Source organism: Allobrachymonas chironomi DSM 19884, from assembly GCF_000374625.1.
GTDB classification, from domain to species: Bacteria; Pseudomonadota; Gammaproteobacteria; order Burkholderiales; family Burkholderiaceae_C; genus Brachymonas; species Brachymonas chironomi.
In genome coordinates, this window is record NZ_KB894773.1 from 94,281 (window position 1) to 107,166 (window position 12,886).

Annotated in this window: 12 protein-coding genes; 5 read left to right on the top strand and 7 right to left on the bottom strand. The window is 65.3% G+C overall.

Features of this window, described 5'->3' with window-relative positions; translation table 11 throughout:
- Positions 1-14 precede the first annotated feature (14 nt).
- Complete coding sequence (locus C513_RS0109900; protein ID WP_018715855.1) at positions 15-1,259, bottom strand: MgtC/SapB family protein; 1,245 nt, start codon at positions 1,257-1,259, stop codon at positions 15-17.
- Positions 1,260-1,414: 155 nt separating this feature from the next.
- On the opposite strand from C513_RS0109900, the gene C513_RS0109905 reads away from it, so the two are divergent.
- Entirely contained in the window at positions 1,415-2,764 is a 1,350-nt protein-coding gene (locus C513_RS0109905) for an NnrS family protein (protein WP_018715856.1), read from the top strand.
- A gap of 14 nt (positions 2,765-2,778) precedes the next feature.
- Here C513_RS0109905 and C513_RS0109910 read toward each other — a convergent pair whose 3' ends face one another.
- The 3 genes from C513_RS0109910 to recG form a co-directional block, all read right to left on the bottom strand.
- A complete protein-coding gene (locus C513_RS0109910; protein ID WP_026320737.1) occupies positions 2,779-3,543 on the bottom strand; it encodes a sulfite exporter TauE/SafE family protein in 765 nt (254 codons plus the stop codon).
- A gap of 5 nt (positions 3,544-3,548) precedes the next feature.
- Complete coding sequence (locus C513_RS0109915) at positions 3,549-4,055, bottom strand: NUDIX hydrolase (protein ID WP_033395012.1); 507 nt, start codon at positions 4,053-4,055, stop codon at positions 3,549-3,551.
- 82 nt (positions 4,056-4,137) lie between these two features.
- Positions 4,138-6,243, bottom strand: a complete 2,106-nt coding sequence (gene recG, locus C513_RS0109920) for an ATP-dependent DNA helicase RecG (RefSeq protein WP_018715859.1) — start codon at positions 6,241-6,243, stop codon at positions 4,138-4,140.
- 172 nt (positions 6,244-6,415) lie between these two features.
- On the opposite strand from recG, the gene C513_RS0109925 reads away from it, so the two are divergent.
- A complete protein-coding gene (locus C513_RS0109925) occupies positions 6,416-7,417 on the top strand; it encodes a TauD/TfdA family dioxygenase (protein ID WP_018715860.1) in 1,002 nt (333 codons plus the stop codon).
- Between the two features lie 99 nt (positions 7,418-7,516).
- Here C513_RS0109925 and C513_RS0109930 read toward each other — a convergent pair whose 3' ends face one another.
- A complete protein-coding gene (locus tag C513_RS0109930) occupies positions 7,517-8,602 on the bottom strand; it encodes a Fic family protein (RefSeq protein WP_018715861.1) in 1,086 nt (361 codons plus the stop codon).
- Positions 8,603-8,894: 292 nt separating this feature from the next.
- Here C513_RS0109930 and queA point away from each other — a divergent pair, with 292 nt between their 5' ends.
- From queA to tgt, 3 genes are all read left to right on the top strand, one after another.
- Entirely contained in the window at positions 8,895-9,959 is a 1,065-nt protein-coding gene (gene queA / locus C513_RS0109935; protein WP_018715862.1) for a tRNA preQ1(34) S-adenosylmethionine ribosyltransferase-isomerase QueA, read from the top strand.
- 107 nt (positions 9,960-10,066) lie between these two features.
- Positions 10,067-10,228 carry a hypothetical protein gene (locus C513_RS14315; protein WP_018715863.1) on the top strand — a complete coding sequence of 54 codons (162 nt, stop codon included), beginning with the start codon at positions 10,067-10,069 and terminating at the stop codon, positions 10,226-10,228.
- Between the two features lie 65 nt (positions 10,229-10,293).
- A complete protein-coding gene (tgt, locus tag C513_RS0109945; protein ID WP_018715864.1) occupies positions 10,294-11,460 on the top strand; it encodes a tRNA guanosine(34) transglycosylase Tgt in 1,167 nt (388 codons plus the stop codon).
- A gap of 83 nt (positions 11,461-11,543) precedes the next feature.
- Here the strand turns inward: tgt and C513_RS0109950 are convergent, their stop codons facing one another.
- The gene (locus C513_RS0109950) at positions 11,544-12,509 is read right to left on the bottom strand and encodes a cytochrome-c peroxidase (RefSeq protein WP_018715865.1); all 966 of its coding nucleotides are present in this window, start codon (positions 12,507-12,509) and stop codon (positions 11,544-11,546) included.
- A 141-nt stretch (positions 12,510-12,650) separates the two neighbouring features.
- The coding region (locus tag C513_RS0109955; RefSeq protein ID WP_018715866.1) for a Tn3 family transposase at positions 12,651-12,886 on the bottom strand (236 nt) is incomplete at its 5' end.

The following is a 12,886-nucleotide window of genomic DNA, read 5'->3' on the forward strand; positions in this document are numbered from 1 at the left end:
ATGACGGCCATGTGTCAACCCCAGATGCCCTGCATCAGCGCCAGCACGGCCGCTGCTGCTGCCGCTTGCACGACCAGCGCCAGTGCCACATACAGGCCGTAGGACCGGCTGCCGCTGACCAAGGCCAGCACCGACTTGGCCGCCGAACCGGCGGCCAGCACGCCGACCAGGCCCCATTGCGCCGTCGCCTGCGGCATCTGGCCCGAGCTGCCCATGCGCGCCACGCTGACAGCCGCCGCCTGCAGCTCGGTCAGCGCTGCCAGCATCGCTGCCAGAATCGCCACGGTATCGCCAAACAGGTGGCGCAGCCAGGCCGACAGTACCGATACCAGCGCAATCGCGAACGCGATCAGCAGCGCGTGGCTGAGCTTGAAGGCGCGTGCCGCGGCCGGTGCCGGCTCTTCCGGAACCGGCTGCTGCATCGAGCGGCGCAGCCCGAGCAGCGCACCAAGCAGCAGCACGGCCACCGCCATGCCCAGCGGCGCCAGCGTGGCCTGCAGCAGGCCCGGCGCCACCGCCCAGACCACGGCACCCAGCAGCAGCAGCGAGGCCAGATTGGCCAGAATGGCAGCGGCGCCGGCTTCCAGCGCCGTGGCGGCATCGGCCTTGGTGCGCTGGCCCATGCTCACCGTGGCAGCCGTGGAGGAGGCAAAGCCGGCAAAGAAGCCGGCCACCGGCAGGCCCCAGCGCGGCCCCACCATGCGCTGCGCCACATGGCCCAGCACGCCGACGGCCATCACCAGCACCACCACCTTCCACACCGTGCGCGGATGCAGCGCCCCCCAGGGATCGACCGCTGCCGCCGGCAGCAGGGGCATGATCACCAGGCCGGCTACCAGCAGCACCATGCCATCGCGCACCTCCTGCTCGCTGATCAGCTGGCGGCTGATGGTGCGGAGCTGCTGCTTGGCCTGCAACAGCACCGCCACCACCACGCCCAGCGGCACCGCCAGCTCGGGCCGTTGCATGGCCAGGCCGGCCAGCACCATGTTGACCAGTAGCGCCACCTCGCCCGTCAGGCCGACATCACCGGGATCGTTGCGCATGTAACCGGCCACGCCATAGGCACCGATGACCAGCAGCGCCACCATGTAAATGCCGCTGCCCAGAAACATGCAGATGGCCCCGGCCAGCGCCACCAGCGCATGCGTGCGAATGCCGGCCATGGTTTTGTTGTTGCGGCGCTCGCGCATCATGCCGATCAGCAGGCCGATGCCCAGGGCTGCCAGCATGCCGCGCAAGGTGTCATTCCATTCCATCCCGGTGTTCTCCTCTGCCCCTTGCAGGCTCCTCCGGCCAGCATATACCAACTAGCTCCTTTGGCGGACACCGGGCTTCGCCAGAAGCAGGGCATGCCCTTGCCGCTGCTGTGTGAATGCGGCCGGTGGCAACGGCAGCGGCCTAGAATTTCCCCATGACCGCCCCGCACCCCCCCTCCTCCCGCCCGATTCCGATCCAGACTGCAGCAGCCCGCCCGTCCGCCGAAGACAAGGCGCGCCAGAAAGCGGCGCTGCTGGCGCAGGCCGAGGCCACGCCCTGGCGCCTGCAGGCCCTGATGCGTGCGCCGCACCGGCTCGGCTTTTTCCTGGCCATGCTGCTGCTGGTTGCCGGCAGCCTGTGGTGGGCGCTGGTCCAGACCGATCGCTTCAGCGGGGCCCTTCAGCTGCAGCAAACCCTTCCTGCCACGCTGGTGCACGCCCATGTGATGGTGTATGGCTTCATGCCGTTGTACTTTGCCGGCTTCCTGTTCACCGCCGGGCCCAAGTGGCTCAACGTGACCGCCCCCACGACGCAACAGGTACGGCCGCTGCTGCTGATGCAGGCGACAGGCTGGCTGCTGTGGCTGGTGGGGGCACAGCTGCATCAGACGCTGGCCCTGCTCGGCGGCACGCTGGCGCTGCTGGGTCTGTGCTGGATGTACGCGCTGTGGTGGAAGCTGGTCAGGAGCAGCGTGCACCAGGATCGCCTGCACGCCAAAAGCGTGGGCCTGGGCGGCCTGGCCGGCTGCGTCTGTCTGGCCGCCAGCCTGCTGGCGCTGTGGCAGGGCGATGCCGCGTCTTCACGCCTGTGGACGCTGAGCGGCTTGTGGGCCTTTATCGTGGTCACCTTCGTGGCTGTGGCCCACCGCATGATTCCCTTCTTTACCAGCAATGCCGTGCCCATGGTGCAGGTCTGGCGCCCGTTCTGGGTGCTGGGGCTGATGCTCGGTGCGGCGATTTTCGAGGCTGTCGTGCCCTGGCTGGAGGCGCTCGGCCTGCGCGGCCAGGGCTGGATGCTGCTGCGTGGCGTGATCGAGCTGGGCCTGGCCGGCATGCTGCTGTGGCTGGCCGTGGTCTGGGGCCTGGTGCAAAGCCTGAAAATCCGGCTGCTGGCGATGCTGCACATCGGCTTCATCTGGCTGGGACTGGCCTTCCTGATCAGCGGCCTGACAAATATCCTCGGTGCCACGTCCGGCCTGGTGCTACCCTGGGCGGCGCTGCATGCCCTGACCATGGGCTGTCTGGGATCGCTCATCCTGGCGATGGTGACGCGCGTGTCCTGCGGCCACAGTGGCCGCGCCCTGATCGCCGACGACAAGGTCTGGGCACTGTTCTGGCTGCTGCAACTGGCCATCGTGCTGCGCCTGGCCGGTGCCTTCCCCAGCGCACAGGCCAGCCTGCTGCTGATGCTGTCGGCGCTGCTCTGGACCGGCATCGTCGCCGTCTGGGCCTGGCGCTACAGCCGCTGGTACGGCAAGCCGCGCGTGGATGGCAAGGAAGGCTGAGTCCGGGCGCCAACTCAGCGCTGGCGCAGGAAGAACAGCAGGCTCATCACCAGCCCGGTCAGGATCACGATGGCGCGCACCACGCGCATCGGCAGCCGGCGTGCCAGCCGCGCCCCGGCCCAGCCGCCCAGCGTGGCAAACACCATCATCACCAGCGCCTCGCGCCAGACAATCGCGCCGGCCCAGGCAAAAGCCGCCACCGAAATCAGCGACAGCACCAGCGAATTCAGGTTTTTCAGGGCGTTGGCGGTGTTCAGGCGGGCCTCGCCCACCAGCAGGTACATGGCCATCAGCAGGATGCCGAGCCCGCCGTTGAAGTAGCCGCCGTAGATGCATACCAGCAGCAAGGCCGGCAAGCGCCAGCGCTGCAGCTGGTCGGCCTGGCCGCCGCGCAGGCGCGCCGTGAGCCACGGGCCCATGGCGAACAGCGCCGTGGCAAACAGCAGCAGCCAGGGCACGATGCCGGCAAACACGGCAGCGGGCGTGACCAGCAGCAACAATGCCCCGAGCAGGCCACCGATGGCCGCCACCAGCATTTCGCGCCAGAGCAGGCGGCGCGACAGTTCCTGCAATTCCGGCCGGAAGCCCAGCGTGCTGCCCAGGTAGCCGGGCGCGACCACCGCGGCACTGGTCGCGTTGGCGGCAATCGGCGGTATGCCGGCCCAGACCAGGGCCGGGAACGTCAGGAAGCTGCCCCCTCCGGCAATCGCATTGAGTACCCCTGCGCCAAAGGCGGCCAGTGCCAGCACCAGCCAGACGCCTGTATCCAGTTCAGCCATGACGATCAACGCGTCTCGAAACAGGCCGGATGGGTGACGCTCTCATGCGCGTAGATCGTGTCCAGCGGGAAGCGATGGCCATTGAGGTAGTCTTCCAGCGAGCGGATCACCATCGGACTGCGATGGCGCTGCACACTGGCACGGATCTCGTCGGGCGTGAGCCACAGCGTGCGTTCGATCGGCGTATCCAGCTGGCGATCCGGGTGGAAACGGCCCAGCTTGCCGCAGAAGGTGAAGCGCAAAAAGGTCAGGTCGCGGTCGATGCCGCGCCTGGCATCATGCCCCTGGTAGCGCGACAAATAGACGCCGACCAGCGCCTCGGGCGTGAAATCGTAGGCGGTTTCTTCCAGCACTTCGCGCACACAGGCGTGCACCAGGGACTCGCCCCGGTCCAGGTGGCCAGCCGCATTGTTCAGCACCAGACCACGGGTCTGACGCTCTTCCACCAGCAGGAATCGGCCTTCATGCTCCAGCACGGCAGCCACGGTAACTCGGGGGGTCCAGCGTTCCATGATTGTTCTTTCAGCAAGGCAGGCCTGCATCAGGATCAGGCCAGGGAATGGGACATTATCGCATTGACGCTAGCGAATCGATTCAGGCCTTGAGGAACTCGGCCTTGCCGCCCAGCCAGCGCTCCAGATGGCGTTCGGCCAGCGTCGGGCACTGGCGCAGCATGACCGGGGCCCAGTGGCGCGCCCAGTCCAGCAGCAGGGCATCCTGCTCCAGATCGGCAAAACGCAGCAAGGGGCTGCCGCTCTGGCGCGCACCCAGCAGCTCTCCCGGGCCACGGATTTCCAGATCGCGCCGGGCAATCTCGAAGCCGTCGTTGGTCTCGGCCATCGCCATCAGGCGCGCCTTGGCGGTTTCGCTGACCCGGCCGGCCTCATTGGGCGCATACAGCAGCACGCAGGCGCTGGCGGCGGCACCGCGCCCGACCCGGCCGCGCAACTGGTGCAGCTGCGACAGGCCGAAGCGCTCGGCATGCTCGATCACCATCAGGCTGGCATTGGGCACGTCCACGCCGACCTCGATCACGGTGGTGCTGACCAGCACGCCGGTGTCACCGCCGGCAAAGGCGGCCATGATGGCCTTTTTCTCGGCCACCGGCAGCTTGGAATGCAGCAGCGCCACCTGCACGCCGGGCAGGGCTTCGCCAAGCTCCTCCCAGGTCTGCGTGGCGTTCTGCAGGTCCAGCGCCTCGCTTTCCTCGATCAGCGGGCAAACCCAGTAGACCTGCCGGCCCTGCGCCAGCTGCGCACCGATGCGCGCAATCACCTCGTCGCGCCGTTGCTGGCTGATCAGCCTGGTCAGCACCGGCGTGCGGCCCGGCGGCAATTCGTCGATGGTGCTCACATGCAGATCGGCGTAGTAGCTCATGGCCAGCGTGCGCGGAATCGGCGTGGCGGTCATCATCAGCAGGTGCGGATCGGCCTGGCCGTCGGCATCGGGCTGCATCTTGCTGCGCAAGGCCAGCCGCTGCGCCACGCCAAAGCGATGCTGCTCGTCGATGATGGCCAGCGCCAGCCGCTGGAACTGCACCTTGTCCTGGATCACCGCATGCGTGCCCACCACCAGCTGCGCCTCGCCGCTGGCAATGCGCTCCAGCATCTCGCGGCGCTCTTTCGTCTTCTGGCTGCCGGTGAGCCAGGCCACGCCCACGTTCAGCGGCGTCAGCCAGTCCAGCAGCTTGCGAAAATGCTGCTCGGCCAGGATTTCGGTCGGCGCCATCAGCGCGCACTGCCAGCCGGCATCGATACAAATCGCCGCCGCCAACGCAGCCACCACGGTCTTGCCCGATCCCACATCGCCCTGCAGCAGGCGGTGCATGGGCTGGCCGCGCTGCAAGTCCTGCGCGATTTCCTCGCAGACACGGCGCTGCGCCGCCGTCAGGCTGAACGGCAGCTGCGCCAGCAGCTGTTCATGCAGGCCGCCTTCGCGCAAGGGCAGGCGCGGCGCGCGCAGCTGCTCGCGTGCCAGATGCGCCTGGGCCTGCGACAACTGCTGCGCCAGCAGTTCCTCGGCCTTGAGCCGCAGCCAGGCCGGGTGGCTGCGGTCTTCCAGCGCCGCTACCGAGACATCGGGCGAGGGATGGTGCAGATAGTGCAGCGCCTGCGCCAGCGGCCAGGGCGGCTGACGCAGCTGCCGGCCCAGATCCTGCAAGGCTTCGGCCGGCACCGTCTCGGCCAGCAGCCCGGCCTGCTGCGCCCGCTCCAGCCCCGACAGCACGGCGCGCCGCAAGTAGGCCTGCGGCAGATTGCCGGATGAGGGGTAGACCGGCGTCAGTGCGTCAGGCAGTTCGCCGCCGGCCACGCGGAACGAGGGATGCAGCATGGTGCAGCCCATGAAGCCGGTGCGGATTTCGCCGCGCAGCAGCACCCGCTTGCCTTCCGACAAGGCCTGCTGCTGGTTGGGATAGAAATTGAAGAAGCGTGCCGTGCAGACATCCGTGCCATCGTCCACGGTCACGATCAGCTGGCGGCGCGGCCGGAACTGCAGCTCGCTGGACGTGACCACACCCTCAATCTGCGCCACCTCGCCCGGACGCACATCGCGCAGCTTGACGATGCGCGTCTCGTCCTCGTAGCGCAACGGCACGTGCAGCGCAAAATCCATGGGGCGCACCAGGCCCAGCTTGCGCAGGGCTTTCTGCATGGGCGACAGGGGCTTGGCCGCCGGGGCGGCTGGCTGGGGTTGGGGCATGGGGGGATTCTGCCTGTTTTTGGCAACATTGCGCCCGTACGGGCACGGCAGGAATACCGACTACCGCTGTAGCACATGCCTTGGCACCTTGAGAGGTATACCACTCTTGGTTTAATATGACAGATTCGCCGCAGCATGCGGCCTGCCCCTTTCAGCCAGGAGATCCCGCGCCATGAGCCTCATTCTGACCCAGCCCGTAACCGGCCCTTCAGCCTGGCAAGCCGCCGACGTTGCCCAACGCCAGGACGAATGGCTGCGCCCGCTCTCGTCCGAGGCGATTGCCGCGCTGGATGCCGCCCTGGCCGGACTGGAGGCACGCGGCCTGCGTTTCCCCCACTTCACCAAGGAAGATTTCCCGCTGGACGCCCTGGCCCCCGAGCTGGCACGCTGGTCCGAAGACCTGGAAAACGGTCTCGGCTTTCTGGTGGCGCGCGGCATTCCGGTAGAACGCTACACCGAAGAGCAGATCGATGCCGTCTGCTACGGCATCGGCCTGCATCTGGGCCGCCCGGTGCGCCAGAACCCCAAGGGCGACCTGCTCGGCAAGGTCCAGGCCGTGGGTGATGCCAGCGACAAGAACACCCGCGTCTACGAAACCAACCTCTACCTTCCCTACCACACCGATCCGTCCGACGTGGTGGGCCTGCTGTGCGTGCGCAAGGCCAGGGAAGGCGGCCTGTCCAGCCTGGTCAGCGTGGCTTCCATCTACAACGAGATCCTGGAAAAGCACCCCGAATACCTCGGCCTGTACTACAAGCGCTGGTACATGGCCCACCTGTGCCAGCCCACGCCGGCACTGACCGCGCTGTTCAGCTACCACCAGGGCAAGCTGAGCTGCCGCTACCTGCGCCAGTACGTCGAGCTGGGCCACGAGATCATGGAGCTGCCGCTGTCGCAGGTAGAGATTCGCGCACTGGACATCCTCGATGACGTGATTGCCAACCCCAACCACCGCATCGACATGATGCTGGAACCGGGCGACCTGCAACTGGCCAACAACAACGTGGTGCTGCACTCGCGCACCAGCTTTGTCGATCACGATAACGTGGTCAAGGATGGCCGCAAGCTGCTGCGCCTGTGGCTGCAAATGCCCAACGCACGCGAGCATGGCGACGACTTCCCCGGCCGCAATGGCTTCCCGGAAACGCCGGAGATGCTGGCTGCGCTGGCCTGATCGACAGGATGGGCGGCGACAACGCCGCCATCATGTTGATTTTTGACTATAAATTTAACATGATGGAAAGCTCATGTTAACTTCATGCACATCAGCCTTCTAACGCGAAAGCGCCTCAAAGAAGGCATCATTGATGAAGTAGTTTTCTCTCCATACCGTTTCTTCGCGTAGCAAGCCGGCGCTGACCAATGCGCGCAGGTACTTGGTGCAGGTCTGGCGTGTGCCCAGCCCAGCCTGTTCCAGGAACCGGACCTTACAGTAGGGATGACGGAACACCACATCCAGAATACCGCGCACCGCCACCTTGGGCAATACACCCTGCGCCTGTTCGTGGGCCAGCTCCATCAGGGCCAACACCGCCTGGATACGCTCGCGGGTGACTTGCGCCATGCTTTCCACACCACGCAGCAGGTACAGCACCCAGGCTTCCCACTCCCCGCGCTCCGTCACACCTGACAAGCCCCGGTAATACGCGCCCTTGTTCTCGATGATGTAGCGCGATAGGTAGAGGATGGGCACATCCAGCAAGCCCTCGCTCTGCATTTGCAGGATATTGAGGATACGCCCTACCCGTCCATTGCCGTCAGGGAAAGGGTGAATCGCCTCAAACTGGTAGTGCGCCACTGCCATACGCACAAGCGGGTCCAGCTCCGACGGGCTGTTGATGAACTGCTCAAGATTCGCCAATTTGTCACGAATGACGGTTTCACCTTCCGGCGGGCTGTAAATGATTTCCTTGGTAGCAGGGTTGGCCAGTCGCGTACCCGGCAAACGACGCACGCCGTCATCTGCCTGCTTCACAACCTGGTACAGCGCTTCGAACAAGCGCGTAGTCAACGGCAGGCCCTGTTCCACCCACTCATGCCCCTGCCAAAGCGCCTCCTGGTAGCGCAGTACCTCCTTGGTTTCCGGACTGGCACCCTCCCCGTCATTGGCAAAGCCACGAAACAGATCATCGTGCGTAGTGACGATGTTCTCAATTTCGGAGGACAGCTTGGCTTCCTGCAGGCCAATTGCCTGAATCAATACGCCCTGATTGGGCAGCAGTTTTGCAGCCCCATTCAACTCGGCCAATGCGGTGCGGGCCGCGATCACCTGTTTCAACACAGCCTTGCTTTCCAGCTCCACTGGAGGCGGCAACAAGGGCAAGGCATTGTGGGGCTGGGTCCGATCAAAGGGTTTCATACCGATCTCATGTATACAAAACACGCATATTTGAACATGACGATCTGGACATGTATAGAAGAAACCTGCCTTCTATACATGTCCGATGCCTGCCCCCTCAGACTTGCCCGATCCATCCACATCTGTCAGGCACAAGCCCTGCACGCGGAGCAGAGTGCCACTGGCCGAAGATCAGCCGGGCTAGCAAACTGCCGCATCCCTATTGCCCGCAATTTGTTTGCCGTGGACCAGAGGGCTTTCCCAGGCAGTGCCCCGCATGGGACAATCCTGCCTGCTTTCAACGCCTAGCCCCATGCCCACCCCTGCCCGCCCCCACACCCTCAGCGATTTCGATTTCCACCTGCCGCCCGAGCTGATTGCCCAGCATCCGGCTGCCGAGCGCACCGGCTCGCGCCTGCTCGATGGCCGTGCTGCCACGCCGGTGGACCGCCCGTTTACCGACCTCCCTGGCCTGCTGCAACCCGGCGACCTGCTGGTGTTCAACGACACCCAGGTGGTCAAGGCGCGCCTGTTCGGCCACAAGGCCACTGGCGGCCAGCTGGAGCTGCTGGTGGAACGCGTGCTGCACGAACCGGATCTGCCGCACACCGTGGCCGCGCACATGAAGGTGAGCAAAAAGCCGCAACCCGGTGCCGTGCTGGAGATGGACGGCGGTTTTAGCGCCACCCTGCTGGGCCGCTGGCCACATGAGGACGGCCCGATCTACCGTTTCCAGTTCAGTGACGACCCGTACACGCTGATGGCGCAGCACGGCCATGTGCCGCTGCCGCCCTACATCACCCACGGTGACGATGCCGAGGACGAGCGCCGCTACCAGACCGTGTTTGCACGCCACCCCGGTGCCGTGGCCGCACCGACGGCTGCCCTGCACTTTGACCAGCCGCTGCTGGACCAATTGCAGGCCATGGGCGTGGAACGTGCCCATGTCACGCTGCACGTGGGTGCCGGCACCTTCCAGCCGGTCAAGACCGAGAACATCGCCGAGCACGTGATGCACCACGAGCGCTACCATGTCCCGCCCGAGACCCAGGCCGCGATCGAAGCCTGCCGCACCCGTGGCTGCCGCATCGTGGCCGTGGGTACCACCAGCGTGCGCGCGCTGGAAAGCTGGGCCGGCAGCGGCCAGCCCCGTGGCGATACCGACATCTTCATCACGCCTGGCTACCGCTTCCGCGTGGTGGACCTGATGCTGACCAACTTTCACCTGCCCAAGAGCACGCTGATGATGCTGGTCAGCGCCTTTGCCGGCTACGAGCACATCATGGCGCTGTACCAGCACGCGATTGCGCAGCGCTACCGCTTCTTCAGTTATGGCGACTCCATGTTGCTGCAACGCAACATGGCTGACGACACCTGAGCATTAGTCGCCAAGTCCTTGCATTAGTTCACACTTTTGCGGATGACAACAAGCTGACACCGGCCTCGGCTGATGCACAATCAGCTGCATAACTGAAGGATAGTCACATGTTGTCTCTGTTTGGCCGTCTGGCCGCCGCCATGGTTTTCCTGCTGGGTTTCAGCGTTGTCACCGCGTGGGCGTGGGACAGCTCGGATCGTGCCGATGGCCGCACCGACATATCCCAGCCCAGGCTGGTCCAGACCAGCCAAGGCGCGTCGCAACAGTAAGCCTGCCGCTGCGCGCGATGCGCAGCACATGACGCCAACGCAGCCAGGCCCTACAATCGGTCGCCATGCTGCAATTCGATCTTCTCTCCACCCACGGCCAGGCGCGCCGTGGCCGGCTCACGCTCAACCACGGCGTGGTCGAAACCCCCATCTTCATGCCCGTGGGCACCTACGGCACCGTCAAGGGCGTGATGCCGCGCAGCCTGCATGAGATGGGCGCGCAAATCATCCTGGGCAACACCTTCCATCTCTGGATGCGTCCGGGGCTGGACATCATGCAGCAGTTTGGCGGACTGCACCAGTTCGAAAACTGGCACAAGCCGATCCTGACCGACAGCGGCGGTTTCCAGGTCTGGAGCCTGGGCGACATGCGCAAGATCAGCGAGGAAGGCGTGCGCTTTTCCAGCCCGGTCAATGGCGACAAGCTGTTTCTCACGCCCGAGATCAGCATGCAGATCCAGACCGTGCTCAACTCGGACATCGTGATGCAGTTCGACGAGTGCACACCGTACGAAACCGGCGGCCAGCTGACCACCGAAAAGGAAGCCCGTGCCTCGATGGAACTCAGCCTGCGCTGGGCGCAGCGCTGCAAGGACGAATTCCAGCGGCTGGACAACCCCAACGCCCTGTTCGGCATCGTGCAGGGCGGCATGTTCGAGCACCTGCGCCAGGAATCGCTGGAACAGCTGGTCGAGATGGACTTCCCCGGTTACGCTGTGGGCGGTGTCAGCGTGGGCGAGCCCAAGGAAGACATGCAGCGCCTGACCGCCTACACCCCGCACCGCCTGCCGGCACACAAGCCGCGCTACCTGATGGGCGTGGGCACGCCGGAAGACCTGGTGTTTGGCGTGCAGCACGGCGTCGACATGTTCGACTGCGTGATGCCGACGCGCAATGCCCGCAACGGCCATGTGTTCACGCGCTTTGGCGACCTGAAAATCCGCAATGCGCGCCACAAGACCGACGCGCGCCCGCTGGATGAAACCTGTACCTGCTATGCCTGCGCCGGCCCGAGCGGCATCCCTTATGCCGCCGGTGGCCGTGACGGCTTCAGCCGCGCCTATCTGCACCACCTGGAAAAGTGCGGCGAGATGCTCGGCCCCATGCTCACCACCATCCACAACCTGCACTACTACCTGAACCTGATGCAGGAAGTGCGCGATGCCATGGATGCCGGCCATTTTGACGCCTTCGTGGCCCGGTTCCATACCGACCGCGCCCGCGGGGTGTAAGACCGGCCGGCTTCGGCAACTCCTGCGAAAAAGGCCTTCCACCCTGACGGGGGAAGGCCTTTTGTCCGGGCAGGATCCGCTACTTACTTGGCGAAGGGATCAGGACGCGGCGTGCTGTCGCCGGAAACCGGCAGCTGCGGCAGCTCGAACTTCGGCTGGTCGCCGGTCAGCGTCTTCAGGAAGGCCACGATCTGGGCATTTTCCTCTGCGGTGAAGGTGCGGCCCAGCTGCAGCTTGCCCATGGTGTCCACGGCTTCGGTCAGCGTCATGGCGGCGCCATCGTGGAAGTAGGGGTAGGTCAGCTCGACGTTGCGCAGCGTCGGCACCTTGAACAGGAAACGGTCCTGATCGGACTTGGTCACGTCCATGCGGCCCTGTGCCGTGTGGGCCGTCTTGTAGGCCTCGACCACACCCATTTTCTGGAAGGAAGCGCCACCCACGTTGGGGCCGTTGTGGCAGGCCACGCAACCGGCCGACTTGAACAGCTCGTAGCCCTTCAGCTCATCGGCAGTGATGGCGGAATCGTCACCCTTGAGCCACTTGTCGAAGCGGGAGTTGGGCGTGACCAGCGTTTCCTCGAAGGCCGCCAGGGCCGTGGTCACCTGGTCGATATCGATGCTGTCCTTCTTGAACACCGCCGTGAACTCCTGCTTGTAGCCCGGGATGGTTTCCAGCATGGCCACCGCCAGATCGTGCGTGAAGGCCATTTCCACCGGGTTGGCGATCGGGCCGCCGGCCTGTTCCTTCAGGTCCTTGGCACGGCCATCCCAGAACTGGGCGATGTTCAGGCTGGAGTTGAGCACGGTGGGCGAGTTGATGCCGCCCTTCTGCCAGCGGTCACCAATCGATGCCGCCAGGTTGTCACTGCCGCCCATGCTCAGGTTGTGGCAGGAGTTGCAGGACATGCCGCCGGAGCGGGACAGGCGGGGATCAAAAAACAGCTTCTTGCCCAGTTCCACCATGGCCGGGTCCTTGATCTCTGCTGCCGGAATCGGCTTGATCAGCTCGTTGCGGACCGTTGCGGCCTGGCTGGCTGCCGGTGCTGCCACCGATGCCGGAGCGCTGGCAGCAGCCGATGCGGCCGGAGCAGCAGGCGCGGCGGCCGGCTTCTGGTCATTGCCGCAGGCTGCCAGGCCCAGGGTCAGGGCGGTGATGACGGGGTCGTCTCAGAAAACGGAAAATAAAGCACGCTAAGCCGGTTGCAGCGGCCGTAGCGGCCTGAACTTGCCCGCGCCGATCTTGGCGCTGCTGCGCCAGAGGTAATCGCCGGTCAGGTTGATGTGCTCCCAGCCGAGCGGCGACAGGTACTGCAACAGGCCGTCATCGACGGCTTGACCGTGGCCACGCAAGGCGTTCGCGGCCCGCTCCAGATAGACCGTGTTCCATAGCACGATGGCCGCCGTCACCAGGTTGAGGCCGCTGGCCC

Coding starts and splice junctions, on each gene's coding strand:
- C513_RS0109910 (WP_026320737.1), bottom strand. CDS start 3,543: ATGGCTGAACTGGATACAGGCGTCTGGCTGGTGCTGGCACTGGCCGCC.
- C513_RS14315 (WP_018715863.1), top strand. CDS start 10,067: ATGTTGTCTCTGTTTGGCCGTCTGGCCGCCGCCATGGTTTTCCTGCTG.
- C513_RS0109905 (WP_018715856.1), top strand. CDS start 1,415: ATGACCGCCCCGCACCCCCCCTCCTCCCGCCCGATTCCGATCCAGACT.
- queA (WP_018715862.1), top strand. CDS start 8,895: ATGCCCACCCCTGCCCGCCCCCACACCCTCAGCGATTTCGATTTCCAC.
- C513_RS0109925 (WP_018715860.1), top strand. CDS start 6,416: ATGAGCCTCATTCTGACCCAGCCCGTAACCGGCCCTTCAGCCTGGCAA.
- tgt (WP_018715864.1), top strand. CDS start 10,294: ATGCTGCAATTCGATCTTCTCTCCACCCACGGCCAGGCGCGCCGTGGC.
- C513_RS0109900 (WP_018715855.1), bottom strand. CDS start 1,259: ATGGAATGGAATGACACCTTGCGCGGCATGCTGGCAGCCCTGGGCATC.
- recG (WP_018715859.1), bottom strand. CDS start 6,243: ATGCCCCAACCCCAGCCAGCCGCCCCGGCGGCCAAGCCCCTGTCGCCC.
- C513_RS0109915 (WP_033395012.1), bottom strand. CDS start 4,055: ATGGAACGCTGGACCCCCCGAGTTACCGTGGCTGCCGTGCTGGAGCAT.
- C513_RS0109930 (WP_018715861.1), bottom strand. CDS start 8,602: ATGAAACCCTTTGATCGGACCCAGCCCCACAATGCCTTGCCCTTGTTG.